The following is a 25,361-nucleotide window of genomic DNA, read 5'->3' as shown; positions in this document are numbered from 1 at the left end:
TCTGTTCTATTCGCCGAACTCTGTTCTATTCACCAAGCGCGTCTTCGAGCAAGGCGGCAAGCTGGGCGAGATGCTTCGACATCAACCCGGTCGCCGGCGACGCGGCGGCCGGCCGGCCGGTATAGCGCACCCGCTGATGCTTGGCGTCGATATGCGCCAGCACCCATTCCAGATACGGATCGATGAACGACCAGGCGCCCATGTTCTTGGGCTCCTCCTGGCACCACACCATCTCGGCGTTGCGGAAGCGTGACAGTTCGGTGATCAGCGCCTTGGCCGGGAACGGATAGAGCTGTTCGACGCGCAGCAGATAGATGTCGTTGATGCCGCGCTTCTCGCGCTCCTCGTAGAGGTCGTAATAGACCTTGCCCGAGCAGAGCACGACGCGGCGGATCTTCGAATCCTTGGTGAGCTTGATCGCCTGGCCGGGGAGCTGTTGGGCATCGTCCCACAACAGCCGGTGGAATGCGCTTTCGCCCGACATCTCCGGCAGCGTCGACACCGCCCGCTTGTGGCGCAGCAGCGACTTCGGCGTCATCAGGATCAGCGGCTTGCGGAAATCCCGCTTCAACTGCCGGCGCAGGATGTGGAAGTAGTTGGCCGGCGTCGTGCAGTAGGCCACCTGCATGTTGTCTTCGGCGCAAAGCTGCAGGAAGCGCTCGAGCCTGGCCGACGAATGCTCCGGCCCCTGGCCTTCATAGCCATGCGGCAGGAGGCAGACGAGGCCCGACATTCTGAGCCACTTGCGCTCGCCCGACGAGATGAACTGGTCGAACACCACCTGGGCGCCGTTGGCGAAATCGCCGAACTGCGCTTCCCAAAGCGTCAGCGCCTTCGGCTCAGCCAGGCTGTAGCCATATTCGAAGCCGAGCACGGCCTCTTCCGACAGCATCGAGTTGATGACCTCGAAACCGGCCTGCGCCGCCGACAGATTGTTGAGCGGGATGTAGCGTGTCTCGTCGCGCTGGTCGTAGAGCACGGAGTGGCGTTGCGAGAACGTGCCGCGCTCCGAATCCTGGCCCGACAGCCGGACCGGATTGCCGTCGAGCAGGATGGCGCCGAAAGCCAGCGCCTCGGCCGTCGACCAATCGATGCCTTCGCCCGACTCGATCGCCTGGCGGCGGTTTTCGAGAAAGCGCAGGATCGTCTTGTGGGCCTCGAAATCCTTCGGCACCTCGGTCAGCTTCTTGCCGATTTCCTTCAGCGTTTTGACCGGCACGGCGGTCTTGCCGCGCCGCTGTTCGTCCTGGTTGTCGGCCGTGCGCAGGCCCGACCAGGCGCCGTCCAGCCAGTCGGCCTTGTTGGGCTTGTAGTGCTGGCCGACCTCGAATTCCTGCTCGAGATGTGCCCGCCAATCGGCCTTCATCTTGTCGTATTCGGCCTTGCTGATATGGCCTTCGGCGATCAGCCGGTCGGCATAGATCTGCACCGTCGTCTTATGGTTGCGGATGTTGCGATACATGATCGGCTGGGTGAAGGCCGGTTCGTCGCCCTCATTGTGGCCGAAGCGGCGGTAGCAGAACATGTCGACCACGACAGGCTTGTGGAACTTCATGCGGAATTCGATCGCCACCTTGGCGGCATGGACCACGGCTTCCGGATCGTCGCCATTGACGTGGAAGATCGGCGCCTCGATCATCTTGGCGACATCCGACGGATAGGGCGACGAGCGCGAGAAGCGCGGGTTGGTGGTGAAGCCGATCTGGTTGTTGATGATGAAGTGCAGCGTGCCGGCGACGCGGTGGCCGCGCAGGCCGGACAGGCCGAGGATTTCGGCGATCACGCCCTGGCCGGCAAAGGCGGCGTCGCCGTGCAGGAGCAGCGGCAGCACCTTGGCGCGCTCTTCCAGCGGCACGATCTCCTCGCGGCTGCGGCCAAACAGAGAGTCCTGCTTGGCCCGCGCCTTGCCCATCACCACCGGATCGACGATTTCCAGATGCGAGGGATTGGCGGTCAGCGACAGGTGGACCTTGTTGCCGTCGAACTCGCGGTCCGACGAAGCACCGAGATGGTACTTCACGTCGCCCGAGCCCTCGACCTCGTCGGGAGCGGCCGAGCCGCCCTTGAACTCGTGGAAGATGGCGCGGTGCGGCTTGGCCATGACCTGGGAGAGCACGTTCAGCCGACCGCGATGCGCCATGCCGAGCACGATCTCCTTCATACCGAGCTGGCCGCCGCGCTTGACGATCTGCTCCAGCGCCGGGATCAGCGCCTCGGCGCCGTCGAGGCCGAAGCGCTTGGTGCCCTTGTACTTGACGTCGATGAACTGCTCGAAGCCTTCGGCCTCGACCAGCTTCTGCAGGATCGCCTTCTTGCCGGCGGCGGTGAAGGAGATCTCCTTGTCGGTGCCCTCGATGCGCGCCTGGATCCAGGCCTTCTCCTCGGGATCGGAAATATGCATGAACTCGACGCCGAGCGTCGAGCAATAGGTGCGGGCCAGGATGTCGAGCATCTGCCGTATGGTGCCGAATTCAAGCCCAAGCACGTTGTCGAGGAAGATCGGGCGGTCGTAGTCGGCGCCGGTAAAACCGTAATTTTCCGGCGACAGCTCGTTGTAATCCTCGAGCTTGGCGATGCCGAGCGGGTCGAGATTGGCGTGCAAATGGCCACGCATGCGGTAGGCGCGGATCATCATGATGGCGCGCACGGAATCGCGCGTCGCCTGATGGACGTCGGCGTCGGACAGGGCGACGCCGTTCAACACCGCCTTGCTCTGGACCTTCTTCTCTATGTGCTTCTCGACGATGCCCCAATCGCCGTCGAGCGCCGAGACCAGTTCGCCATTGGCCTGAAGCGGCCACGAGGGCCTGGCCCATGAGGCGCCCTTGGCATTCTTGCGGACGTCTCCGGCGTCGTCCTTCAGCGCCGCGAAGAAATCCTGCCATTCGGGATTGACGGATTCGGGATCGTCCTCATAGGCGGCGTAGAGCGCGTCGATATAGTCGGCATTGCCGCCATAGAGGAAAGAGGTAAGCGAAAATTGGTCGTTGGCCTGATCTTGTCTTGCCATTTTTTCAGCGGAGGCTTCGCTCCGTCTCCTGTTTTGGAGGGGAGTAGGGCAGTAAGGGAGTAGGGCCGTAGGGAAAACCAGGCACTTGCCATCGTTCGTCCCGTTCTTCCTATTCCCCTACTCCCATACTGCCCTACTCCCTTACTGCCTTAACCCTTTATCGCCTCGACCAGCGTCGTGCCGAGCCGGGCCGGCGACGGCGAAACCTTTATTCCGGCCGATTCCATGGCCGCGATCTTGTCCTCGGCGCCGCCCTTGCCGCCGGAGATGACCGCGCCTGCGTGACCCATGGTGCGGCCGGCCGGGGCCGTGCGCCCGGCGATGAAACCGGCCATCGGCTTCTTGCGGCCACGCTTGGCTTCGTCCTTGAGGAACTGCGCGGCGTCTTCCTCGGCCGAGCCGCCGATCTCGCCGATCATGATGATCGACTGGGTCTCGTCGTCGGCGAGGAACATCTCCAGCACGTCGATGAACTCCGTGCCTTTGACGGGGTCGCCACCGATGCCGACGGCGGTGGTTTGGCCGAGGCCGACATTGGTGGTCTGGAACACTGCCTCATAGGTAAGCGTTCCCGAGCGGGAAACAACGCCGACCGAGCCCTTGCGGAAGATGTTGCCGGGCATGATGCCGATCTTGCATTCGTTGGGGATCAGGACGCCGGGGCAGTTGGGGCCGATGAGCCGCGACGTCGAACGGTCGAGCCGCGCCTTGACCTTGATCATGTCGATCACCGGGATGCCCTCGGTGATGCAGATGATCAGCGGGATCTCGGCTTCGATCGCCTCCAGGATCGCCTCGGCGGCGCCCGCCGGCGGCACATAGACGACAGACGCATTGGCGCCGGTCTTCGACTTGCCTTCAGCGACGGTGGAAAAGATCGGCAGGCTCTCGCCTGTGGCGCCGGTCCAGGTCTCGCCACCCTTCTTCGGGTGGATGCCGCCGACCATTTTTGTCCCGTGATAGGCCAGCGCCTGTTCGGTATGGAACGTGCCGGTCTTGCCGGTCAGGCCCTGCACGAGCACCTTGGTGTTCTTGTCGACGAGAATGGACATTTTTTAGCGACCTGATCAGTGAGTGCGGAAGGGGTTGACGGCGACCACGGAGCCGTAGGCCTGCCCGTGGTTGAGGTCTTCGGTGTAAAGTGTCTTGACGCCAAGGCGCTCGGCGGCGGCGATGATTGCGCCATACTCCGCGCGCTTGCAATCGTGTCCGATGGCGGCATGGACGAGCATGCTGGTGTCGAGGAAGCACTCAGCGGTCATGGAGAGCTTCCCGGTTCCACTTCTTGCCGCCCATGTCGCCTGAAGCCTCGCGGGCAAGCCTCAGCAGGGCCTGCCGTGCCTCGTCCTTGGCGCGCCGCTTCGTGGCCACTGTCGCGAAAAACTCCCGCACCATGGCATTGACGGTCGTTCCCTGTTCAGCGGCCGCCTGCTTGACCTGTTCCAGAACCTCGTCTTCGACGGCTAGAGTGATGTTCTTCATTTCTCTTCCTTGCACAAGCTCCCTAAAGCCGCTTGAGATCGGCGACGGTGAGATTGCTCTTGGCGTTGCCGGTGTTCAGCGTCGTCGCCGGCTCGAACATCAGCACCACCGGCTGTTCGCTCAGCGAGCGCGGCCGGTGCTCGACGGCGCGCGGCACGACGATGAACTCGCCGCTGCCAAGTTCCACCGTGCCGTCGCGGAAATCGATGGCGATGCGGCCGCGCAGCACCAGGAACGCTTCGTCCTCGTTGTCATGCGCATGCCAGTCGAAGACCTCGCCGAACTTGGCGATCTTGACCTGGGCATCGTTGACGTCGCCGGCGATATGCGGATCGAAGACCTTCTTGATCTTCTGATCCGCCGCCTCGACCAGGTTTATCTTGTGCGGAGGCACCAGATCAGCCCTTCATGCTTGTGGATGGAGGAGGAGTTCCAAAACGAAAAACCCCACTGAACTTTTCATCTACCGGCTTGTCGCAGATGGTCCAGATAACGAGGCATGCGGCGCTGCCGTCCCCAGCGGCGTGGCATGGCTTGTTTGCGTAGACCCGAACGTAGTTTAGGACCGCCAGATCGCCAAGAAGCCCCTCCTTTGGCACCTCGATCAAGCCCCGCGAGCGAGCGTAGTCATCAAACTCTGGCATTCGATTAGTGGTTCCGAAGATCTTACAGATATTGAGCAAAGACTCGTTCCCGTTTGATCCTGCCGGATTGAGTATGACAAACGGCGCCGAGAGCGTTCCAGTGCTCGTTCGATCGAAAGTCTTTCTACCACGATCATCATCATGGATCGAAAATCCATTCTCGATCGCCAATTGCTCCGCTTTAGCCAAATCGCCGTTTGATGCGATACAGATATTCTTATAGAGCACCACTGCGTCCGAAATCTCTTCCGCGTGCGCCGGCAGGGCGAAGCAGCCGAGTCCAATTGCACACAGAAGTCGGGTCGAGATCATCGACTGCCCCTTCAGCCCTTCATTGCCGCCACGATTTTCTTGGCTGCATCGTCGAGGTCGTCGGCCGAGACGACGTTGAGCCCGCTGTCGTTGATGATCTTCTTGCCGAGCTCAGCATTGGTGCCTTCCAGCCGCACCACCAGCGGCACTTGCAGCCCGACTTCCTTGACAGCCGCGATAACGCCCTCGGCGATGATGTCGCACTTCATGATGCCGCCAAAGATGTTGATCAGGATGCCTTTGACCGCCGGATCCCTGGTGATGATCTTGAACGCCGCCGTCACCTTCTCCTTGGACGCGCCGCCGCCGACGTCGAGGAAGTTGGCGGGCTCGGCGCCGTAGAGCTTGATGATGTCCATCGTCGCCATGGCGAGCCCGGCGCCATTGACCATGCACCCGATATTGCCGTCGAGCGCGACATAAGCGAGGTCGTATTTCGACGCCTCGATCTCCTTCTCGTCCTCTTCGGTGATGTCGCGCAGCTCCATCACGTCGGGATGGCGGAACAGCGCGTTGTTGTCGAACGACACTTTTGCGTCGAGCACGCGCAGCCGGCCATTCCTCATGACGATCAGCGGATTGACCTCGAGCAGGCTCATGTCCTTTTCGACGAAGGCTTTGTAAAGGATCGGAAACAGCGTCTCGCCGTCCTTGGCCGCCTCGCCGTCGAGCTTCAGCGCGCCGTTGAGTTCGTTCAAATCATCCGCCGTCATGCCTTTTTCCGGGTCAATCGCGACGGTGATGATCTTTTCCGGCGTGTCGTGGGCGACCGCCTCGATGTCCATGCCGCCCTCGGTCGAAACGACGAAGGCGATGCGGCCGACGGAGCGATCGACCAGCAGCGACAGATAGAGCTCGCGCTCGATGTCGGCGCCGTCCTCGATGTAGAGGCGGTTGACCTGCTTGCCGGCCGGACCGGTCTGCTTGGTGACCAGCGTGTTGCCGAGCATCTCGTTGGCGTTGGCGACGACCTCGGCCACCGATTTCGCCAGCCGCACACCGCCCTTGGCCTCGGGACCGAGCTCCCTAAACTTGCCCTTGCCGCGGCCGCCGGCATGGATCTGGCTTTTCACCACATAGAGCGGGCCGGGCAGCGCCTTGGCGGCAGCTTCCGCCTCGCTTGCCCTGAACACCGGCACGCCCTCGGCCACCGGTGCGCCAAAGCCCTTCAGCAGCGCCTTGCCCTGATATTCATGGATGTTCATGCTGGATATCTCCGGGTCACTTGCTGCAAGATCACTTGGCGGCGAGCTGCGGAGCGATCTTGACGCAAGCCTCGCACAGGCCCTGCACCGCCGCCACCGAATTGTCGAACATCTTCTGCTCTGGCTTGCTGAGCTCGATCTCGATGATGCGCTCGACGCCACCGGCGCCGATCACCACCGGCACGCCGACATAGGTGTTCTTGACACCATACTGGCCGGAGAGATGCGCCGCACAGGGCAGCACGCGCTTCTTGTCCTTGAGATAGGCTTCGGCCATGGCGATCGCCGAGGCGGCCGGTGCGTAGAAGGCCGAGCCGGTCTTGAGCAGGCCCACGATCTCGGCGCCGCCGTCGCGGGTGCGCTGCACGATCTGGTCGAGCCTTTCCTTCGAGGTCCAGCCCATCTTGATGAGGTCGGGCAGCGGGATGCCGGCAACCGTCGAATACCGGATCATCGGCACCATGGAATCGCCGTGGCCGCCGAGCACGAAGGCGGTGACGTCCTCGACCGACACCTTGAATTCCTCGGCCAGGAAATAGCGGAAGCGTGAACTGTCGAGCACGCCGGCCATGCCGACGACATGGCTCTTCGGCAGGCCGGAGAACTTCTGCAGCGCCCAGACCATGGCGTCGAGCGGGTTGGTGATGCAGATGACGAAGGCTTTCGGCGCGTATTTCTTGAGACCCGCGCCAACCTGCTCCATGACCTTCAGATTGATGCCGAGAAGGTCGTCGCGGCTCATGCCGGGCTTGCGCGGCACGCCGGCAGTGACGATGCAGACGTCGGCGCCCTCGATGCCGGCATAATCGTTGACCCCGGTCAGCCTGGAATCGAACCCGTCGACCGGCGACGACTGCGCGATATCCAGCCCTTTGCCTTGCGGGATGCCCTCGGCGATATCGAACAGCACAACGTCGCCGAGATCCTTGAGGCCGATCATGTGGGCGAGCGTGCCGCCGATCATGCCCGAGCCGATGAGCGCTATCTTGTTGCGTGCCATGTCAGGATGTTTTCCCTTAGATTGGATGACGGCGTCGAGGAAGGAGGCTACGGGGAAGCCGCGAAGATTTCGCCGCACCCAATAGCCCCGGCGCACAAAATATTCAATGGATTATTTTGGAGTGAGATTTTTCAATCGGTTAGATGGTTTGGGATTTACGTAAACGTCAAAGTTTGTGAGCCGACTTGGGAAAGTTACGCAATGAAGATGGAGATAAGAAGGCTGTCCCCCGGCGATGACGCCCTTGTGATGCGGATCGCCGAAGATGTGTTCGATGAACCCGTCAGTCTGGATCGGCTCGCCGCCTATCTCGCCTCATCAGGTCATTTCATGATCGTGGCATTGGCCGATGGCATAGTCGTCGGCCAATGCGCGGCCGTCATCCACCGCCACCCGGACAAGGTGAGCGAACTCTACATTGATGAAGTCGGCGTGGCGCCGGCCTTCCAGCGCCAGGGCATAGCGACGAAGATGCTCGACGCCATGTTTGAACTCGGCCGCGAGCATGGCTGCGAGGAGGCTTGGGTCGGCACCGAGCCGGACAACGTGGCGGCCCAGGCGCTTTATGAGTCGCGCAAGGAGCCGCACGGGCCTGCGGAGGCGTTCGTGATGTATGTGTATCTACTATAGGCGCCGGCGGGACAGCGCCCCCCTCTGTCCTGCCGGACATCTCCCCCACATGGGGGGAGATCGGCAACTTCGACGCTCCGTTCACGCCTGCCACGCAGGAGATTGGCGAAGGCAGGGATGACGGCCGATCTCCCCACTTGTGGGGGAGATGTCCGGCAGGACAGAGGGGGGCGCGAAGGATCGCGACGTTCCGGAGACTATCTTCAGGCCCGAGCCTGCTGCGCTTCGGTCAGCGTCGCCTTCTGCCTCTCCACCCAGTCTTCCAGCCATTCGTGGCTCTGCATCTCGATCAGCCGCGACGCAGTGCGCTCGAACTCGAAGACCTCGTTGCCACGCTTGGCCGTATAAAGCTCCGCTGGCGGTGCGGCCGCACTCACCACCAGCCGCACATGATGGTCGTAGAGCGTGTCGATCAGCAGGATAAAGCGCTTCGCCTCGTTGCGCATGCCTTCGCCAAGCACCGGCACATGATCGATTAAGACGGTCGAGAAGCGGCTGGCAATCGCCAGGAAATCGCGGGCGCCGAGCGGGTTTTCGCAGAGATCGGCAAAGGAAAACCGCGCCGCGTCGCCGGCGGCGCGCGGCACGACGACCTGCCGGCCCTTTACCGTCAGCGCCGTCGCCGGCGTCGGCCTGCCATGCGTCATCACTTTCCAGGCCTCGTCGAGGACAGCATCGGCGGCGGCATCGGCAGGGGTGACATAGACCGGCAGGCGGTTGAGCTTGTCCAGCCGATAGTCCTTGTCGGCATCGAGGGCAATCACCTGCGCATGCCGCTCCAGGATGCCGATGAAGGGCAGGAAAAGCTTGCGGTTCAAACCGTCCTTGTAGAGATCCTGCGGCGCGACATTGGACGTGGCTACCAGCACGACGCCGTTGGCAAACAGCGCCGAGAACAGCCGCGACAGGATCATGGCATCGGCGATGTCAGTGACGGAAAACTCGTCGAAGCACAGCACCCAGGCTTCCTCGGCCAACGCGCGGGCCACCGGCGCGATCGGGTCGTCTTCCCTGACGATGCCGTCTTTGCGCGCCTGCCGGTGCTTTTGGATGCGGTCCTGCACATCGGCCATGAAGTCATTGAAGTGCACACGGCGCTTGCGCCTGACCGGCACCAGCTCGAAGAACATGTCCATCAGCATGGTCTTGCCGCGGCCGACGCCGCCGTGGATATAGAGGCCCTTGACCGCCTCGCGCGTCTCACGTTTGCGAGCGAACAGCCAGCCCAGCGCACTCGATTTGTGCGCCAGCCGTTTTGCCGAAATCTCGTCGATCAGCCGGTCGAGTGCCGCGACGACCCGCTCCTGCGCCCGATCGCGGTCGATCACGCCCGTATCGACCCAATGGTCGTAACGCTGCCGGACGGTCGCATGGGTCTGAAGGCCGTCACGCAGATGCATCGGTCACGTCGTTCCGGAGCAATTCCAAGAAAAGTGTTTAGCGGTTTTCTGTCCGGAATTGCGTAAAAACAAAAGAGAGCAATTCCGGAGAAAGCGTGTAGCGGTTTTCGGCCCGGAATCGCGTAAAAACAATAAGGGCGGGCGGGTCAGCCTCTTGTCAGCGAGATCGGCAGGCCGTTGGAAGTCTGGCCGTCGAATTTCTCGCCGCCCGAGGAATAGAGCCGTGCCAGCGTGCCGCCATTCTCATCGTACAGCGTCAACTGCTTGCCGGAGACGTTCCAGGATTTGATGCCGTTGATCGGCGCCGGGCAATGCAGCGGCCCCGCCCGATAGCCGGCGCCGAATTTGGTCTGCGGCGTCGCCACCTGGCAGCTCTGGCCGGACACGCTGGCCTTCCACACGCCGGCGACGCTGGACGCGGTGAGATCCGGGGCTCCTGCCGGAGCCGTTCCGTCCGGCGGCAGCGAGGCGACCTGGGGCGCGTCTTGCGGCGCCGTCGGAAATTTCGACGGGTCGGCCGTGCCGGGCGAGGCCGGCGGCGGCAGCTGGTTGGCGGTCACCGTGCCGGAGGGTGCGGCTTGCAGCGGCGCCGGCTGCTGGTCCATGGAGGAGAACCGTGACGTTGAACAGCCGCTCGCAAACAGCGCGGCCAGCGATACGGCCAGCAAACCGGTTTTCGAAAAATTCATTTCAAACCTCCGTCGGATCCGGCTGGGCTGCCGTCCGCACAATATCCCCTTTACCAAGACGGAGAAGGTGGCAAAATTTCAACCCTCTATGGTTAAATTAACATTTGCGGCGGCACCTGTTGCAACTTTGCCACAAATGCGTGCCGCCTGAAAACCTGCCCAAGGGGTCTGACCCGGGACTGCGCCGCGGTTGGCCTGCACCGGGCGTCCGGCCGCCAATGCTTGCGCCAATCCGCTTCGGTCCTATCTCTGATGAAACCGAACCTTGCCGGAGGCGAAATCTTGGCTGCGAGGAAAAGGGTGGCCAACCGCTACTATAGCGGGCCGCCTAGCGATCATTTCGACGGCACCTTGTTCTTCAATCCCAACGGCAAGCCGCCTGCCCGCTTTTCCGATCTTTTGAAGTGGCAGTTGGGCGGCGAACGCTCGAAATGGCCAACGGCGGTTCCGAGTCCGTTTCGCCAGGCGACACCGGCCAAGCGGATCGACGGCTCCGGGCTGAGGCTGACCATGGTCGGCCATTCCTCGCTTCTCATCCAGACAGCCGGCCTGAATATCCTTACCGACCCGGTGTGGTCGCAGCCCGCCTCGCCGCTCCCCTTTGCCGGGCCGAAACGGGTCAATCCGCCGGGCATCGCCTTCTCCAGCCTGCCGCCGATCGACCTCGTGTTGGTCAGCCACAACCACTACGATCATCTCGACCTCGCCACGTTGAAGCGGCTGAAGACAAAGCACGACCCGCTGGTGCTGACGCCGCTCGGCAACGACGCCATCATCGACGCTGGCGTTCCCGGCATGCGGCTTTCCGTGCATGACTGGGGTGAGCGGGTCGAGATCGGCAACGACGTCGCCGTCCATGTCGAGCCGGTGCACCACTGGTCGGCGCGCGGCACCCGCGACCGGCGCATGGCGCTGTGGGCGGGTTTTGTGGTCGAGACGCCGGGCGGAAAGGTCTATTTCGCCGGCGACACCGGTTTCCATGACGGCATCAACTACCGGCTGATGGCCGAAAGGCACGGCGGCTTCCGCCTCGCCATCCTGCCGATCGGCGCCTACGAGCCGCGCTGGTTCATGGCGCCACACCACCAGAACCCGGAAGAGGCGGTGCAAGGCATGCTGTTGTGCAACGCCGCCTATGCCGCCGGCTGCCATTGGGGCACGTTCCGGCTCACCAACGAGCCGATCGACGAGCCGGCAAGAAAGCTGTGCGAGGCGCTCGTCGATCAAGGCGTCCCGCAAGACCGCTTTCGCGCCCTGCGTCCCGGCGAAGTCTGGGACGTGCCGGCGCTCTAGGCGAGGGGAACCGGGGACTTCGTAAACGCGTTGGTAGTCGTCCACAACCGCCGGCTGCGAGGGATTCTCCCATGATCAAATGGATCATCATTCTTCTGATTATCGCGGCCGCGGCCAGCCTGCTTGGCATGCCGGCATTGGCCGGAGCGGCCGCCACCGGTGCCCGCATCCTCATCGGCATTGTGCTGATCATCTTCCTGCTGGTCATGCTTGGCGTCTTGGCGGTAGCGTAGACAGCATCGGCCCGAAAATCGGAATCGATTTTCACAAAGCACGATGCGCAGGTTCAAAAATGTCAGAGCGTGCTCTCCAAGTCGACCGCACGTCGCGCTGGCGTCTCGCACTGGTAATTCCGGCCGCTATCCGCCATATAGGCGCCAAACCGGCATGAGACCTCTCGATCCATGGCAAGCACTGCCCCCTTCGCCAAGATGAACGGCATCGGCAACGAGATCATCGTTGCCGACATGCGCGGTCGTGCCGATCGGGTGTCGCCGGCTGCCGCCCTTGCGCTCAATGCCGATGCGGCGACGAAATTCGATCAGATCATGGCGATCCACGACGCAAGAACGCCGGGCACCGCCTTTTTCATCGACATCCTGAACTCCGACGGAACCGGCGCGCAGGCCTGCGGCAACGGCATGCGCTGCGTGGTGCAGGCGCTTGCCGCCGAGACCGGCCAGAAGACCTTCGCCTTCGAGACCGTCGCCGGCATCCTCAATGCCGAAGAACATGCCGACGGGCTGATCTCGGTCGACATGGGCAAGCCGCGTTTTGGCTGGCAGGATATTCCGCTCGCCGAGGAATTCCGCGATACCCGCATGATCGAGCTGCAGGTCGGCCCGATCGACGCGCCGGTGCTGCACTCGCCCTCGGTGGTGTCGATGGGCAATCCGCACGCCGTCTTCTGGGTCGACCGCGACGTCTGGTCCTATGAGCTCGACCGCTTCGGTCCGCTGCTCGAAAACCACCCGATCTTCCCCGAACGCGCCAACATCACCATCGCGCGGGTGACCTCACCCGAGACGATGGTCATCCGCACCTGGGAGCGCGGCGCCGGCCTGACCAAGGCCTGCGGCACGGCGGCTTGTGCGGCCGTCGTCGCTGCCGCGCGCACCAGGCGGACCGGACGCAGCGTCTCTCTGGTGACGCCCGGCGGCGGCTCCCTGCATGTCGAGTGGCGCGGCGACGACCACGTCATCCTCACCGGTGCCGCCGAATGGGAATTTTCCGGCAGCTTCGACCCGTCGACCGGCGTATGGGCCCGCGACACCGAAAGCGCCGCCTGATGGCTCCTCTTGCCAAACGGGTTGACGTCGTCACCTTCGGCTGCCGGCTGAACACCTATGAATCCAAGGTGATGCGGCGAGAGGCGGAAAGCGCCGGCCTTGGCGCGCTGGAAGGCGGCGCCATTATCTTCAACACCTGCGCCGTCACCGGCGAGGCGGTGCGCCAGGCAAAACAGTCGATCCGCAAGGCCCGTCGCGAGAACCCGCAGGCCCGCATCATCGTCACCGGCTGCGCCGCGCAGACCGAGCCGCAGAACTTCGTCGCCATGGACGAGGTCGATCTCGTCCTCGGCAATGAGGAGAAGCTGAAGGCGCATTCCTATCGCGCGCTGCCTGATTTCGGCGTCAACGACACCGAGAAGGCTCGCGTCAACGATATCTTTTCGGTGCGCGAGACGGCCGGCCACATGGTCGACGCCATCGAGGGCCGGGCACGCGCCTTCGTCCAGGTTCAGAACGGCTGCGACCACCGCTGCACCTTCTGCATCATCCCCTATGGCCGCGGCAATTCGCGCTCGGTGCCGATGGGCGCCGTGGTCGAGCAGGTCAAGCGGCTGAGCGGCAATGGCTATGCCGAGATCGTGCTGACCGGCGTCGACATGACCAGTTTCGGCGCCGACCTGCCGGGCAGCCCGAAGCTCGGCAAATTGGTCAAGACAATCCTGAAGCAGGTGCCTGACGTGAAACGCCTGCGCCTTTCCTCGATCGATTCGATCGAGGCTGACAACGAGCTGCTCGACGCCATCGCCACCGAGCCTCGGCTGATGCCGCATCTGCATCTGTCGCTGCAGTCCGGTGACGACATGATCCTGAAGCGGATGAAGCGCCGGCACAACCGGGATCAGTCGATCCGTTTTTGCGAAGATTTGCGCAAATTGCGTCCCGGCATCGTCTTCGGTGCCGACATCATCGCCGGCTTCCCGACCGAGACGGACGCCATGTTCGAAAAATCGCTGGAGATCGTCGAGGAATGCGGCCTGACTCATCTCCACGTTTTTCCGTTTTCGCCGCGCCAAGGCACCCCCGCCGCGCGCATGCCGCAGCTTCGCCGCGAACTGGTCAAGCAGCGTGCGGCACGGCTGCGCGCCGCCGGTGACGCCGCCTATCGCAGCCACCTTTCCTCGCTCGCCGGAACACGCCAGTCGATCCTGGTCGAGCGCGACGGGCTCGGCCGCACCGAAGGGTTTACGCTTGCCGCGGTCTCCGCCGGCGCGCCGGGCGAGATCGTTGACGCCGCTATCGCCGGCGATGACGGTGTCAGACTGATCGCGGCGCCGCTTGCCGCCCGCGCCGCCTGAGACGCAAGAACATGGCTGGTTTTTTCAAGAAGATATTTTCGTTCGGCAAGAAGGAAGTGGTCGAGGAGCGGATCGACGAGACCGCACCGCTGCCGCCGATCAAATGGGACGCGCTAGAAGCGCTTAAACCGGCCGCCGAGCAGGCTGTTCCGCACCCTCCCCTTGATGGGGAGGGTCGCCGCGAAGCGGCGGGGCGGGGTGACAGCGCCGAGGCCGCTCACCCCCACCCCCGAGTTGCGCTCGGGACCTCCCCCATCGAGGGGGAGGTAAGATCAGCGCCCGCGGAGCCGACGCCCGAGGAAATCCCGGCCGCTCCCGTCAGCCCCGAGCCAGTTCCTGCACCAGAGGCGCAGGAAATTTCTGAGCCCGAGCCGCCGCCGGCCGAAATCCCGCCCCCCATTCGCCAGCCGGCGCCGGTCGAGGCGAAGCCGGTCCTTGCCGAGATCGCGCCCGAGCCTGAAGCCATGCCAGCGCCCCACCCTCCCCTCGATGGGGAGGGTCGCCGCGAAGCGGCGGGGCGGGGTGACAGCGCCGAGGCCGCTCACCCCCACCCCCGAGCTGCGCTCGGGACCTCCCCCATCGAGGGGGAGGTAAGATCAGCGCCTGCTGAACAGCCGGCGCCCGAGGAAATCCCGGCCGCTCCCGTCAGCCCTGAGCCAGTTCCTGCACCAAAGGCGCAGGAAATTCCTGAGCCCGAGCCGCCGCAGCCGCAAGAAATCGCCCCATCCGATCCGGAACAACGGCCTGAGGCGCCGGCGGCCGAAATCCCGCCCCCCATTCGCCAGCCGGCGCCGGTCGAAGCGAAGCCGGTCCTTGCCGAGATCGCACCGGAGCCTGAAGCCATACCAGCGCCCCACCCTCCCCTTGATGGGGAGGGTCGCCGCGAAGCGGCGGGCTGGGGTGACAGCGCCGGCGCCGGCGCCAGTCATCCCCGAGCTTCGCTCGGGACCTCCCCGATCGAGGCGGAGGTAACGCGCGAGCCCGTTCCGCAACCACCGCCGGAGCCAAAGCCGGCTCCCGGCAAGGTCACCGTCGCAAAAAAGGTCGAACAAAGAGCCGAGCCGCAGAAGGCGCCGGAACCGGCGCCGAAACGCTCGTGGTTCCAGCGCATGAAGGAGGGGCTCGCCCGCTCTTCCCGGGAACTGTCGGGCAACATCGCCGGCGTCTTCACCAAGCGCAAGCTCGACGAGGACACGCTGCAGGATCTGGAGGACGTGCTGATCCGCGCCGATCTCGGCATGGAGACGGCGTTGCGCATCACCGATTCGCTGGCTGCCAGCCGCTACGGCAAGGACGTCTCCGAGACGGAAGTGCGCGCCATCATGGCGACCGAGGTGGAGAAGGTGCTGACCCATGTCGCCTTGCCGCTGGAACTCGACCTCAGCCACAAGCCGCATGTCATCCTTGTCGTCGGCGTCAACGGCACCGGCAAGACCACGACCATCGGCAAGCTGGCGGCAAAGCTGACCGATGGCGGCCTGTCGGTGATGCTCGCCGCCGGCGACACGTTCCGCGCCGCCGCGATCGAGCAATTGAAGATCTGGGGCGAGCGCACCAGGTCGCCGGTCATCGCCTCGAAGCTCGGCGCCGACGCCGCCGGCCTCGCCTACGATGCCTTCGAACAGGCCAGGCAAGCCGGCTCCGACGTGCTGATCATCGACACCGCCGGGCGGCTGCAGAACAAGACCGAGCTGATGGCGGAACTCGAAAAGATCGTCCGGGTGCTGGGCAAGCTCGATCCGGAGGCACCGCACACCGTGCTGCAGACGGTCGACGCCACCACCGGCCAGAACGCGCTCAGCCAGGTCGAGATCTTCCGCAACGTCGCCGGCGTCAACGGCCTGGTGATGACCAAGCTGGACGGCACGGCACGCGGCGGTATTCTGGTGGCGATAGCGGCAAAGCACAAACTGCCGGTTTATTTCATCGGCGTCGGCGAACAGGTCGATGACCTCGAACCATTCTCCGCAAGCGAGTTCGCCAGGGCGATCGCTGGAGTGGCGTAACAAGCGAGTTCCCAAAAAGTGCAGACTTTTTGAGATCATGCGCAAGAAGGAAAGCCTATGAACCCGCGCATCCTCGAACGTGACCCGTCCGACCCGCAGAAACAGAAGAAGGAAGGCGTCAATCCGCTGCTCAAGCTGGTGCTGGAGCTCGGCCCGTTGATGGTGTTCTTCTTCGCCAACGCCCGTGGCGCATGGCTATCGCAGAAATTTCCGGCGCTGGCCGAATTCGGCGGGCCGATCTTCGTCGCCACCGGCCTGTTCATGGCCGCGACCGCGATCGCGCTGGCCGCGTCCTGGCTCCTCACCCGCACCTTGCCGATCATGCCGATGGTGTCGGGCGTCGTCGTCTTCGTCTTCGGCGCGCTGACGCTCTACCTGCAGGACGACATCTTCATCAAGATGAAGCCGACCATCGTCAACATGCTGTTTGGCGGCGTGCTGCTCGGCGGCCTGTTCTTCGGCAAGTCGCTGCTTGGCTACGTCTTCGATTCGGCCTTCAGCCTCGATGCCGAGGGCTGGAAGAAACTCACCTTCCGCTGGGGCCTGTTTTTCCTGTTCCTGGCCCTTGTCAACGAACTGGTCTGGCGGAATTTTTCCACCGACGCCTGGGTTACCTTCAAGGTCTGGGGGATCATGCCGATCACCCTGCTTTTCACCTTCAGCCAGATGCCGCTGATCATGCGCCATTCGCTTGAAGGCAAGACCGGAACAGAAGGGAAGCCCGGCAAGTAACCGGCCCCGGCTAGTAACTGGCAAGGAGGCGGCATGGAATTCGTCACCACGCGCGAACAGCTGAGAGCGATCTACAAGACGCCTCGGCCGACCGACGGCTCGATCCGCAAGGAACTGAAAGCGCTGGATGGCCACTGCCGTTCCTTCATCGGCAAAAGCCCGTTCGTGCTGATCGGCTCCTCGGACGGCGCCGGCAATGCCGATGTGACGCCGAAGGGCGACAGACCGGGCTTCGTCGCCGTGCTCGATGAGAAGACCATCGCGATCCCCGACCGGCCCGGCAACAACCGGCTCGACACGCTGGAGAACATTCTCCTCAACCCTTCGGTCGGGCTGCTCTTCCTCATCCCGGGCATGAACGAGACGCTACGCGTCAATGGCGACGCCCGCATCACCGTTGATGCGGCTTTGCGCGAGCGGCTCGCCGTCGACGGCAAGGAACCGCAAAGCGTCGTCCTGGTGACGGTCAAGGCCGCCTACATGCATTGCGCCAAGGCCTTCATGCGCTCTGATTTGTGGAAGCCGGAAACCTGGTACGACCGCGCGACGCTGCCGACGCTCGGCCAAATCCTGCGCGACCAACTGGCGCTCGCCGATTCGGCCGAGGCGACCGATCGCTGGCTGGACGAAGAATACAAGCAGACGATGTGGTAGTGTGCCCGGCAACGAATCGGCAGAAAACGGCGGCCACCGTGCTTTCGTTGGGGCGGAGCGAAGGCAAGGGAGGAGATCGGCCGTCATCCCCCCCTTTCGCTAACCTCCAACCTTAAAAGACTGGGCAAGGCGACGAAACTGCCGATCTCCCCCAAGTGGGGGAGATGCCCGGCAGGGCAGAGGGGGGCGCTGTCCGGGGGCGCTGTCCCGCAGCCTCTCGCAAAACTTCCTTTCCGTCTCAACGTCTCGACATTGGTTTCGCCGACGAACCAGTCACGCGCAGGACCTCTTCGAAAACCCCACGGCCGCTCAAAATGTCTTTGCGCCGTTGACCATCAGCCGGACCATGTAGAGCGAGGTCGTGCCGGCGATGTAGAGACAGTTCAGCTTGTTGCCGCCGAACACGCAATTGGCGACGACTTCCGGCACCTTGACCTTGCCGATCAGCGTCCCGTCCGGATCGTAGCAATGGATGCCGTCGGCGGCACTGGTCCAGATCCGGCCCTGGTCGTCGAGCCTGAAACCATCGAACAGGCCGGCCGTGCAATCGGCAAAGATCTTTCCGCCAGAAACCTTTTTGCCGGCCTCGTCGACATCGAACACCCGCATATGCGCCGGATTGTCCGCACCATGCGTGCGGCCGGTATCGACGACATAGAGCTTGCTCTCGTCGAGCGAGAAGGCGAGCCCGTTGGGCCTGACCATGTCGGTGATCACCGCTTCGATCTCGCCAGTGCCGGGGTCGGCCCGGTAGACGTGGCAGGCGCCGATCTCGCTCTCGGCCTTGTCGCCCTCATAATCCGTATCGATGCCGTAGGTCGGGTCGGTGAACCAGATCGAACCATCGGACTTGACCACAGCATCGTTGGGCGAGTTCAGCCGCTTGCCGCGCCATTTGTCGGCGATGGTGGTGATCGAGCCGTCATGCTCGGTGCGGCTGACGCGGCGGCCAGAATGTTCACAAGTGACCAGCCGGCCCTGCCGGTCGACGGTGTTGCCGTTGGAATTGCCCGACGGCTGCCGGAACACGCTGACGCTGCCGTCGGTCTCGTCGTAACGCAGCATGCGGTTGTTGGGAATGTCGGACCAGACCACATAACGGCCGGCCGCAAACCAGGCCGGCCCTTCCGCCCACCGGCATCCGGTGAACAGCTTGTCCACCTGCGCGTTGCCGTTGAACAGCCGCGCAAAGCGTGGATCGAGAATTTCGTAGTGTTCGGCGGCCATGGTTTCCTCCCGGTCATGCAAATCGTTGGTGCCCGCGCGATCAAGCCAGCCGGCGATCGATATGGCAAGATCGTTGATATCGGTCTCACCGGGCCATGCGCCGTTAACCGGCTATGCGCCCAGCGCAATGGTGCATTGCAACATCTTATTTTTGCAGCGCACCATAACTATGTCATGCTGCGTATCGATCAGGGAGGAACAACCTGCCGCAGCAATGCGGCGCAGAAGGAACCTCGCCATGATTTTCGACAGCCTCATGAACCGCGCTCGCACCAGCATCGCCAAGCGCCGGCAATACAACCGTCTCATCGCCGAAATCGACTCGTTTTCCAGCCGCGATCTGGCCGACATGCGCGCCGACCGCAGCGAAATGCTCTACCAGGTCCACAAGCAGATCTACGGCTGAATCTTCGGTCGACCTGTCACGTTCGGTAGCCCGTGATTTCACGCGTTGACAGCGGCGGGCCATCAGCCGGGTGCTGCCAACGCCTTCTCGATCTCCGGCAAAAGCAGCGTTTGTGCCGAGCCCGGCGTCAGCGGGCCGACGTGCTTGTAGGCGATCTTGCCGTCCTTGCCGACGACGAACGTTTCCGGCACGCCGTAGACTCCCCAGTCGATCGCCGCGCGCCCTGCCGCGTCGACGCCGATCGCCTGGAACGGGTTGCCGAGATTACCGAGGAACCGGCGGGCGTTTTCCGGCTGATCCTTGTAGTTGAGCGCGGCGATGACGAAGCGCTTGTCCTGCGACAGCGCCAGCAGCAGCGGATGTTCGTCGCGGCACGGCCCGCACCACGATGCGAAGACGTTGACCAGCGTGACCTTGCCGGCGAACTGCCTGGAATCGAGTCCCGGCAAATCCATGCCCTCCAGCGCCGGCAGATTGGTCTGCGGTGCGGGCAGGCCGATCAGCGCCGATGGTACTTCCGAAGTGTCGCGGCCGGACAGCAGCTGCGTCAGGAACAGCCCCGCCAGCGCGAGAAAAATCAGCAGCGGCAACAGCACGATCAGGCGGCGTGAGCGCGCCGGCGTTTCCGTCTCGGTGCTCATGATTTCCCCGCCTTGTCGGAGCGCCGCCGCACGCCGGATGCTTCCAGCTCGGCGAGATCTCGTCTGCGTGCCCGCTGGTCGAGCAGGATCCAGCCGATCAGCCCGGCCAGAACCACGGCCGTGATGGCATAGGCAGCGGTCACATAAAGCGCATGTGCGCTCATATCGGTCGCTCCTCCGATGCAAAACCTTTCAGCCGGACCATTTCGCTTCGTTCCAACATTCCTTCCCTTAACCTTGCGCCATCGGCTTCGCAATCGACAGCAGCGCCGCAGCCTTTGACGCCATGTGATCATGAACGATGTAATCACGAACGATGGCCGGCCACATCAGTCGGTTCCATGGCGCAGCGCCAACGCTGCCGCAACCGGTCCCAGCACGGCAAGAAACAAGGTCAGCGCGGCAAGAATGAGGAAAGGCTGCAGAAACGGATCAGGGTTCGCCACCGCGCCATAGCTTGCCGAGACGCCGAAGATCAGCACCGGGATGGTCAGCGGCAGCACCAGCACCGAGATCAGCAGCCCGCCGCGCGGCAGCGCCACCGCTACCGCCGCACCGGCAGCGCCGATGAAGGTGATCGCCGGCGTGCCGACCAGAAGGGTCAGCGCCGTGGCGCCGATGCCGATCGGCTCCATATTCATGAACAGGCCGAGCAAGGGTGCGGCGATGACCAGCGGCAGCACGCTTCCCGCCCAATGCGCCAGGCATTTCGTCAGCACGGTCAGCGCCAGCATCTGCCGGTCGTCGCTAAGCACCAGCAGGTCGAGCGAGCCGTCTTCCCGGTCGGCCTGGAACAATCGGTCGAGACCGAGCAGGCAAGCCAGCAAGGCGCCGATCCACAGGATCGCCGGACCGATGCGGGCAAGCAGATTGAGGTCCGGCCCGACGCCGAAGGGGATCGTGGCGATCACCGCTAGAAAGAAGATCACGCCGGTCAGCGTCCCGCCGCCGGCCCGGATGCTCAGGCGGATGTCGCGCAGGAAGAGGGCTAGCATTGCGAGGCGATCCCGAATGAGTGAAAGCCAAGCAAAGGATGGAGCACCGACATCAAACTGCCTCCCCCATCACCAGTTCCTGCGCCCCCTCCAACCCCAGCGGCAGATGCGTCGCCGCAATGATGATTCCTCCCTCATCAAGGTGCTCCCGCATCAACCCGTCGAATCGCTCTTCCGAAGCCTTGTCCAGCCCGGCCGTCGGCTCGTCGAGCAGCCACAGCGGCCGCCGGCTGACCAGCAGTTTTGCGATCGCCGCGCGGCGGCGTTGCCCGGTGGAGAGATAGCCGAACGGCAGATGGCCGATACCGTCAAGCCCGACCGTTGCCAGCGCCTGTTCGGCGCTCAAAAAATCCGCGCCCGAAAAATCGCGCCAGAAGCGCAGGTTTTCCGCCACGCTCAACGCCGTCTTCATCGCGTTCTGGTGGCCGAGATAATGGCAGGCCGAGGCTACCGACGGAAAATCCTCAGCCCCGCCTTGGATAAGCAAACGGCCTGCCGCCACCGGCAGCAACCCGGCGACCACCCTGAGCAGTGTCGATTTTCCCGCGCCGTTCGGCCCGGTGACGATCAGCGCCTGGCCTTTGCCAAGGGCAAAGTTGAGGCCGGAAAAAATCGTCTCGCCGCCGCGTTCGCCGCCTAGATTTTCGGCGATCAGCCGCATTTCTTGCCCGTCCCGAAAACGCCGCTTCACGGCAGCTGCCGCATTGCACAAAATAGCCGTTCGACTGTCTAGAACTATTCCAGGAAATTCTCTATATGCGAGGCATCCGTGCCAGCGGTCGGCACGGGAAGCGAATTAGCGCCGAACCAGCGCACGCGCCGCCTTGAACGGCTCGGGTTGGCTGGGAACGGACAGCGGAAATGGCCGTACCCGCACCTTTGCGCGTGATTGCATGCCATCGGCGTCCGTTCCCTTTCAGGCTGAACAGACAAGGACGGATCGCACGTGTCAAAATCCCTCGATAGTTTCAATTGCCGCCGCACGCTGACTGCAGGCGGCACCGACTATGTTTATTACGACCTCGTCGAGGCCGAGAAGAACGGCCTCACCGGCATCGCCCAGCTGCCCTATTCGATGAAGGTGCTGCTGGAGAACCTTTTGCGTAACGAGGACGGCCGTTCCGTCACCAGGGAGAGCATCCAGGCGGTCGCCGGCTGGCTGACCGACAGGGGCACCGCCGGGGTCGAGATCGCCTATCGTCCGGCCCGCGTGCTGATGCAGGATTTCACCGGCGTTCCGGCCGTGGTCGACCTGGCCGCCATGCGCGACGCCATGGCTTCGCTCGGCGGCGACCCGCAAAAGATCAACCCGCTGGTACCGGTCGACCTGGTCATCGACCACTCGGTCATCGTCGATGAGTTCGGCACGCCGCTGGCTTTCGCCAGGAATGTCGAGCTTGAGTACGAGCGCAACGAAGAACGCTACAAATTCCTGAAATGGGGCCAGCAGGCCTTCCGCAATTTCCGCGTCGTGCCGCCCGGCACCGGCATCTGCCACCAGGTCAATCTCGAATATCTCGGCCAGGTCGTGTGGACCAACAGCGAAGGCGGCGAAACCACCGCCTATCCCGACACCTGCGTCGGCACCGATTCGCACACCACCATGATCAACGGCCTTGGCGTGCTCGGCTGGGGCGTCGGCGGCATCGAGGCCGAAGCCGCGATGCTCGGCCAGCCCGTCTCCATGCTGTTGCCCGAAGTCATCGGCTTCCGGCTCACCGGCAGGCTCAGGGAAGGCGTCACCGCCACCGATCTCGTGCTCACCGTCACCCAGATGCTGCGCAAGAAGGGCGTTGTCGGCAAGTTCGTCGAATTCTTCGGTCCGGGTCTGTCCAACATGACGCTGGCCGACCGCGCCACCATCGGCAACATGGCGCCCGAATATGGCGCCACCTGCGGCTTCTTTCCGGTCGATGGCGAAACCATCCGCTACCTCACCATGTCCGGCCGCGAGGAAAACCGCATCGCGCTGGTCGAGGCATACGCCAAGGCGCAAGGCATGTGGCGCGAGGACGGCTCGGCCGACCCGGTCTTCACCGACCTGCTCGAGCTCGATCTCGGCAGTGTCGTGCCGTCGATGGCCGGCCCCAAGCGGCCGGAGGGCCGGGTGGCGCTAGAAGGCATTCCGGCCGGCTTTGTCAAGGCGATGGAAAGCGAATACAAGAAGGCGGTCGAAATCGACAAGCGCTATGCCGTCGAGGGCACCGGCTACGACCTTGGCCATGGCGACGTCGTCATTGCCGCCATCACCTCCTGCACCAACACCTCGAACCCGAGCGTGCTGATCGGCGCCGGACTTTTGGCGCGCAACGCCAACCGCCTCGGGCTCAAGCAGAAGCCGTGGGTCAAGACATCGCTGGCGCCGGGCAGCCAGGTCGTCGCCGAATATCTGGAGAAATCCGGCCTGCAGAAGGAACTCGACCAGATCGGCTTCAACCTGGTCGGCTTCGGCTGCACCACCTGCATCGGCAATTCCGGCCCGTTGCCGGCGCCGATCTCCAGGACCATCAACGACAAAGGCTTGATTGCCGCCGCGGTGCTGTCCGGCAACCGCAATTTCGAGGGCCGCGTCTCGCCCGACGTGCAGGCGAACTACCTCGCATCGCCGCCGCTGGTCGTCGCCCACGCGCTGGCCGGGACCGTGACCAAGGACCTGACCACCGAACCGCTTGGCGAGGACCGCGACGGCAACCCGGTCTACCTCAGGGACATCTGGCCGAGTTCGGTCGAGATCCAGGAGTTCATCGAGAAGAACGTGACGCGCGAACTGTTCGCCCGCAAATATGCCGACGTGTTCAAGGGCGACGAATATTGGCAGAACGTGAAGGCGCCGGAAGGCCAGACCTATGCCTGGGACAACAATTCGACCTATGTGCAGAACCCGCCCTACTTCGCTGGCATGACATCGGGCTTCGGCACAATCGGCGACATCAAGGGCGCCCGCGTGCTCGGCCTGTTCGGCGACAAGATCACCACCGACCACATCTCACCGGCCGGCTCGATCAAGGCGGCCTCGCCGGCCGGCAAGTACCTCATCGATCATGGCGTCGGCGTTGCCGACTTCAATCAATACGGCACACGGCGCGGCAATCACGAGGTGATGATGCGCGGCACCTTCGCCAATATCCGCATCCGCAACCACATGCTGGGCGAGAACGGTCGCGAGGGCGGCTACACGATCCACTATCCGTCGAAGGAAGAGAAATCGATCTACGACGCCGCCATGGAGTACAAGAAGGAAGGCGTGCCGCTGGTCATCTTCGCCGGTGTCGAATACGGCAACGGCTCGTCGCGCGACTGGGCGGCCAAAGGCACCAACCTGTTGGGCGTTCGCGCCGTCATCGCTCAGTCCTTCGAGCGCATCCACCGCTCGAACCTGGTCGGCATGGGTGTCATCCCCTTCGTCTTCGAGGAGGGCACCTCATGGGCCTCGCTCAACCTCAAGGGCGACGAACTGGTCGAAATCGACGGACTGAGCGCCATCAAGCCGCGTCAGAAGATGATCGCCAAGATCACTTATGGCGACGGCACGGTGAAGAACATTCCGATCATCTGCCGCATCGATACGCTGGACGAGCTCGACTACTTCAAGAACGGCGGCATCCTGCAATATGTGCTGCGCGATCTGGCAGCTTAGGGAAGGGGAGTAGGGCAGTAGGGGAGTAGGGGAGTAAGGGAATAAGGCAGGGAACACATCCCCTACTGCCCTACTGCCCTACTGCCCTACTGCCCTCCCTTCCCGAACCGCGCCGCCGCCGCCAGCAGCACGCCGAGCATCAGCCCGTTGAGGATGTGCCACAGGAAATGCGTGCCGAGCGGGAAGCTGCCGCAGACCAGCGGATCGATCGTCCTGAAGATGACCGACACGACGAAGATCGCCGAGCCGGCCAGATTGTACCAGCCGGCGCGGTTGCCGCTCGCCACCACCCAGGCGCCGAAGAAGGCGAGCGCCAGGAAGGGCGGCAGGTAGCCGGTCGTGCCGTTCGATGCCTGGCGCAGCCAGTCCGGCACAGCCCAGGTCAACACCCCGGTGACGGCATAGAAGGCAAGGAAGATGGCGATCGCCTTGCCCCATTTCATACCGAGGAAACGGCGCAGGTTGAACAGCGTATAGGCCAGCGTGAACCCGGCGATCGGCAGCACGTCGGCCCAGACCGTGGCATGGTTGGCAAAGGTGTGGAACAGCGCCGAGCCGATGCCGATCGCCACCACCCACCAGGCCAGCATTTCGGCGAAGATGCCTGTGCCACGCCGGCGCACCTCCCGGACACCCCACAGTCCGGCGACAAGAAAAGCCAGGTTGGTCAGTGCGTTGACCGGCTCGGCCCAGAACTCCGGCCCCACCCGCTCGCAGTACAGGTCGACCGGCGTGAGGAAAGTTTGCCACATGCTGATTGTTGCCCGAATCGGTATCTACCCTGAAGTGTAGCCGTCCTGTTGCGCCCTTG

26 protein-coding genes are annotated in these 25,361 nt (G+C 63.5%); 10 read left to right on the top strand and 16 right to left on the bottom strand.

The features are described from left to right. Positions 1–25 precede the first annotated feature (25 nt). From JG739_RS04010 to mdh, 8 genes are all read right to left on the bottom strand, one after another. Complete coding sequence (locus JG739_RS04010; RefSeq protein WP_202365351.1) at positions 26–3,010, bottom strand: 2-oxoglutarate dehydrogenase E1 component; 2,985 nt, start codon at positions 3,008–3,010, stop codon at positions 26–28. Positions 3,011–3,159: 149 nt separating this feature from the next. Further along, positions 3,160–4,062 carry a succinate--CoA ligase subunit alpha gene (sucD, locus tag JG739_RS04005; RefSeq protein ID WP_202365350.1) on the bottom strand — a complete coding sequence of 301 codons (903 nt, stop codon included), beginning with the start codon at positions 4,060–4,062 and terminating at the stop codon, positions 3,160–3,162. 15 nt (positions 4,063–4,077) lie between these two features. Beyond that, positions 4,078–4,272 carry a hypothetical protein gene (locus tag JG739_RS04000; protein WP_202365349.1) on the bottom strand — a complete coding sequence of 65 codons (195 nt, stop codon included), beginning with the start codon at positions 4,270–4,272 and terminating at the stop codon, positions 4,078–4,080. Continuing rightward, entirely contained in the window at positions 4,262–4,492 is a 231-nt protein-coding gene (locus tag JG739_RS03995; RefSeq protein WP_202365348.1) for a DUF6364 family protein, read from the bottom strand. The genes JG739_RS04000 and JG739_RS03995 overlap by 11 nt, the downstream gene beginning before the upstream one ends. Positions 4,493–4,514: 22 nt before the next feature. Further along, the gene (locus tag JG739_RS03990; protein WP_202365347.1) at positions 4,515–4,886 is read right to left on the bottom strand and encodes a cupin domain-containing protein; all 372 of its coding nucleotides are present in this window, start codon (positions 4,884–4,886) and stop codon (positions 4,515–4,517) included. Between the two features lie 4 nt (positions 4,887–4,890). Then, a complete protein-coding gene (locus tag JG739_RS03985; protein ID WP_202365346.1) occupies positions 4,891–5,448 on the bottom strand; it encodes a hypothetical protein in 558 nt (185 codons plus the stop codon). Between the two features lie 11 nt (positions 5,449–5,459). Further along, positions 5,460–6,653, bottom strand: a complete 1,194-nt coding sequence (gene sucC / locus JG739_RS03980; RefSeq protein ID WP_202365345.1) for an ADP-forming succinate--CoA ligase subunit beta — start codon at positions 6,651–6,653, stop codon at positions 5,460–5,462. A 31-nt stretch (positions 6,654–6,684) separates the two neighbouring features. Beyond that, complete coding sequence (gene mdh, locus JG739_RS03975) at positions 6,685–7,653, bottom strand: malate dehydrogenase (protein WP_202365344.1); 969 nt, start codon at positions 7,651–7,653, stop codon at positions 6,685–6,687. Between the two features lie 201 nt (positions 7,654–7,854). Between mdh and JG739_RS03970 the strand changes: the two genes are divergently transcribed. After that, positions 7,855–8,283, top strand: a complete 429-nt coding sequence (locus tag JG739_RS03970) for a GNAT family N-acetyltransferase (RefSeq protein WP_202365343.1) — start codon at positions 7,855–7,857, stop codon at positions 8,281–8,283. 203 nt (positions 8,284–8,486) lie between these two features. Here JG739_RS03970 and zapE read toward each other — a convergent pair whose 3' ends face one another. Together zapE and JG739_RS03960 are read right to left on the bottom strand one after the other, a co-directional pair. Beyond that, a complete protein-coding gene (gene zapE, locus JG739_RS03965) occupies positions 8,487–9,683 on the bottom strand; it encodes a cell division protein ZapE (protein ID WP_202365342.1) in 1,197 nt (398 codons plus the stop codon). A gap of 146 nt (positions 9,684–9,829) precedes the next feature. Further along, positions 9,830–10,372, bottom strand: coding sequence for a protease inhibitor Inh/omp19 family protein (locus JG739_RS03960; protein WP_202365341.1), 543 nt, complete (start codon positions 10,370–10,372; stop codon positions 9,830–9,832). A 282-nt stretch (positions 10,373–10,654) separates the two neighbouring features. On the opposite strand from JG739_RS03960, the gene JG739_RS03955 reads away from it, so the two are divergent. The 7 genes from JG739_RS03955 (at position 10,655) to JG739_RS03925 (ending at position 17,644) form a co-directional block, all read left to right on the top strand. After that, a complete protein-coding gene (locus tag JG739_RS03955; protein WP_446720534.1) occupies positions 10,655–11,665 on the top strand; it encodes an MBL fold metallo-hydrolase in 1,011 nt (336 codons plus the stop codon). 71 nt (positions 11,666–11,736) lie between these two features. Then, positions 11,737–11,898: a DUF1328 family protein gene (locus tag JG739_RS03950; RefSeq protein WP_202365339.1), complete on the top strand. Its 162-nt coding sequence runs from the start codon at positions 11,737–11,739 to the stop codon at positions 11,896–11,898. A gap of 171 nt (positions 11,899–12,069) precedes the next feature. After that, complete coding sequence (gene dapF, locus JG739_RS03945; protein ID WP_202365338.1) at positions 12,070–12,954, top strand: diaminopimelate epimerase; 885 nt, start codon at positions 12,070–12,072, stop codon at positions 12,952–12,954. Further along, entirely contained in the window at positions 12,954–14,252 is a 1,299-nt protein-coding gene (mtaB, locus tag JG739_RS03940; RefSeq protein ID WP_202365337.1) for a tRNA (N(6)-L-threonylcarbamoyladenosine(37)-C(2))-methylthiotransferase MtaB, read from the top strand. The genes dapF and mtaB overlap by 1 nt, the downstream gene beginning before the upstream one ends. A gap of 464 nt (positions 14,253–14,716) precedes the next feature. Then, a complete protein-coding gene (gene ftsY / locus JG739_RS03935) occupies positions 14,717–16,258 on the top strand; it encodes a signal recognition particle-docking protein FtsY (RefSeq protein ID WP_446720558.1) in 1,542 nt (513 codons plus the stop codon). Between the two features lie 57 nt (positions 16,259–16,315). Then, positions 16,316–16,990, top strand: coding sequence for a septation protein A (locus tag JG739_RS03930; protein ID WP_202365336.1), 675 nt, complete (start codon positions 16,316–16,318; stop codon positions 16,988–16,990). Between the two features lie 33 nt (positions 16,991–17,023). Next, positions 17,024–17,644 carry a pyridoxamine 5'-phosphate oxidase family protein gene (locus JG739_RS03925; RefSeq protein WP_202365335.1) on the top strand — a complete coding sequence of 207 codons (621 nt, stop codon included), beginning with the start codon at positions 17,024–17,026 and terminating at the stop codon, positions 17,642–17,644. A gap of 309 nt (positions 17,645–17,953) precedes the next feature. Here JG739_RS03925 and JG739_RS03920 read toward each other — a convergent pair whose 3' ends face one another. After that, positions 17,954–18,871, bottom strand: a complete 918-nt coding sequence (locus tag JG739_RS03920; protein ID WP_202365334.1) for an SMP-30/gluconolactonase/LRE family protein — start codon at positions 18,869–18,871, stop codon at positions 17,954–17,956. A gap of 238 nt (positions 18,872–19,109) precedes the next feature. On the opposite strand from JG739_RS03920, the gene JG739_RS03915 reads away from it, so the two are divergent. Further along, on the top strand, positions 19,110–19,277 hold the full coding sequence (locus tag JG739_RS03915; RefSeq protein ID WP_202365333.1) for a hypothetical protein: 168 nt from the start codon (positions 19,110–19,112) through the stop codon (positions 19,275–19,277). A 62-nt stretch (positions 19,278–19,339) separates the two neighbouring features. On the opposite strand, the gene JG739_RS03910 is transcribed toward JG739_RS03915, so the two are convergent. The 4 genes from JG739_RS03910 to ccmA all read right to left on the bottom strand — a co-directional run bounded on the left by JG739_RS03910 (position 19,340) and on the right by ccmA (position 21,574). Beyond that, on the bottom strand, positions 19,340–19,918 hold the full coding sequence (locus JG739_RS03910) for a DsbE family thiol:disulfide interchange protein (protein WP_202365332.1): 579 nt from the start codon (positions 19,916–19,918) through the stop codon (positions 19,340–19,342). After that, a complete protein-coding gene (gene ccmD / locus JG739_RS03905) occupies positions 19,915–20,082 on the bottom strand; it encodes a heme exporter protein CcmD (protein WP_023803344.1) in 168 nt (55 codons plus the stop codon). The genes JG739_RS03910 and ccmD overlap by 4 nt, the downstream gene beginning before the upstream one ends. 165 nt (positions 20,083–20,247) lie before the next feature. Continuing rightward, complete coding sequence (gene ccmB, locus JG739_RS03900; RefSeq protein WP_202365331.1) at positions 20,248–20,913, bottom strand: heme exporter protein CcmB; 666 nt, start codon at positions 20,911–20,913, stop codon at positions 20,248–20,250. Positions 20,914–20,965: 52 nt separating this feature from the next. After that, positions 20,966–21,574: a heme ABC exporter ATP-binding protein CcmA gene (gene ccmA / locus JG739_RS03895; protein ID WP_202365330.1), complete on the bottom strand. Its 609-nt coding sequence runs from the start codon at positions 21,572–21,574 to the stop codon at positions 20,966–20,968. Positions 21,575–21,859: 285 nt separating this feature from the next. On the opposite strand from ccmA, the gene acnA reads away from it, so the two are divergent. Then, a complete protein-coding gene (acnA, locus tag JG739_RS03890; protein WP_202365329.1) occupies positions 21,860–24,550 on the top strand; it encodes an aconitate hydratase AcnA in 2,691 nt (896 codons plus the stop codon). Between the two features lie 86 nt (positions 24,551–24,636). Here the strand turns inward: acnA and JG739_RS03885 are convergent, their stop codons facing one another. Further along, on the bottom strand, positions 24,637–25,302 hold the full coding sequence (locus JG739_RS03885; RefSeq protein WP_202365328.1) for a ceramidase domain-containing protein: 666 nt from the start codon (positions 25,300–25,302) through the stop codon (positions 24,637–24,639). Positions 25,303–25,361: the final 59 nt, after the last annotated feature.

It is taken from the genome of Mesorhizobium sp. L-2-11 (genome assembly GCF_016756595.1).
Classification (GTDB): Bacteria; Pseudomonadota; Alphaproteobacteria; order Rhizobiales; family Rhizobiaceae; genus Mesorhizobium.
Note: the sequence above shows the minus strand (reverse complement) of the source record. Positions and strands in the feature narration are given on the sequence as shown.

Excerpts from the sequence above, each read along its gene's own strand:
- JG739_RS04010 (WP_202365351.1), bottom strand. The coding sequence starts at position 3,010 with ATGGCAAGACAAGATCAGGCCAACGACCAATTTTCGCTTACCTCTTTC.
- sucD (WP_202365350.1), bottom strand. The coding sequence starts at position 4,062 with ATGTCCATTCTCGTCGACAAGAACACCAAGGTGCTCGTGCAGGGCCTG.
- JG739_RS04000 (WP_202365349.1), bottom strand. The coding sequence starts at position 4,272 with ATGACCGCTGAGTGCTTCCTCGACACCAGCATGCTCGTCCATGCCGCC.
- JG739_RS03995 (WP_202365348.1), bottom strand. The coding sequence starts at position 4,492 with ATGAAGAACATCACTCTAGCCGTCGAAGACGAGGTTCTGGAACAGGTC.
- JG739_RS03985 (WP_202365346.1), bottom strand. The coding sequence starts at position 5,448 with ATGATCTCGACCCGACTTCTGTGTGCAATTGGACTCGGCTGCTTCGCC.
- sucC (WP_202365345.1), bottom strand. The coding sequence starts at position 6,653 with ATGAACATCCATGAATATCAGGGCAAGGCGCTGCTGAAGGGCTTTGGC.
- mdh (WP_202365344.1), bottom strand. The coding sequence starts at position 7,653 with ATGGCACGCAACAAGATAGCGCTCATCGGCTCGGGCATGATCGGCGGC.
- JG739_RS03970 (WP_202365343.1), top strand. The coding sequence starts at position 7,855 with ATGAAGATGGAGATAAGAAGGCTGTCCCCCGGCGATGACGCCCTTGTG.
- zapE (WP_202365342.1), bottom strand. The coding sequence starts at position 9,683 with ATGCATCTGCGTGACGGCCTTCAGACCCATGCGACCGTCCGGCAGCGT.
- JG739_RS03960 (WP_202365341.1), bottom strand. The coding sequence starts at position 10,372 with ATGAATTTTTCGAAAACCGGTTTGCTGGCCGTATCGCTGGCCGCGCTG.
- JG739_RS03950 (WP_202365339.1), top strand. The coding sequence starts at position 11,737 with ATGATCAAATGGATCATCATTCTTCTGATTATCGCGGCCGCGGCCAGC.
- dapF (WP_202365338.1), top strand. The coding sequence starts at position 12,070 with ATGGCAAGCACTGCCCCCTTCGCCAAGATGAACGGCATCGGCAACGAG.
- mtaB (WP_202365337.1), top strand. The coding sequence starts at position 12,954 with ATGGCTCCTCTTGCCAAACGGGTTGACGTCGTCACCTTCGGCTGCCGG.
- ftsY (WP_446720558.1), top strand. The coding sequence starts at position 14,717 with ATGCCAGCGCCCCACCCTCCCCTCGATGGGGAGGGTCGCCGCGAAGCG.
- JG739_RS03930 (WP_202365336.1), top strand. The coding sequence starts at position 16,316 with ATGAACCCGCGCATCCTCGAACGTGACCCGTCCGACCCGCAGAAACAG.
- JG739_RS03925 (WP_202365335.1), top strand. The coding sequence starts at position 17,024 with ATGGAATTCGTCACCACGCGCGAACAGCTGAGAGCGATCTACAAGACG.
- JG739_RS03920 (WP_202365334.1), bottom strand. The coding sequence starts at position 18,871 with ATGGCCGCCGAACACTACGAAATTCTCGATCCACGCTTTGCGCGGCTG.
- JG739_RS03915 (WP_202365333.1), top strand. The coding sequence starts at position 19,110 with ATGATTTTCGACAGCCTCATGAACCGCGCTCGCACCAGCATCGCCAAG.
- JG739_RS03910 (WP_202365332.1), bottom strand. The coding sequence starts at position 19,918 with ATGAGCACCGAGACGGAAACGCCGGCGCGCTCACGCCGCCTGATCGTG.
- ccmD (WP_023803344.1), bottom strand. The coding sequence starts at position 20,082 with ATGAGCGCACATGCGCTTTATGTGACCGCTGCCTATGCCATCACGGCC.
- ccmB (WP_202365331.1), bottom strand. The coding sequence starts at position 20,913 with ATGCTAGCCCTCTTCCTGCGCGACATCCGCCTGAGCATCCGGGCCGGC.
- ccmA (WP_202365330.1), bottom strand. The coding sequence starts at position 21,574 with ATGCGGCTGATCGCCGAAAATCTAGGCGGCGAACGCGGCGGCGAGACG.
- JG739_RS03885 (WP_202365328.1), bottom strand. The coding sequence starts at position 25,302 with ATGTGGCAAACTTTCCTCACGCCGGTCGACCTGTACTGCGAGCGGGTG.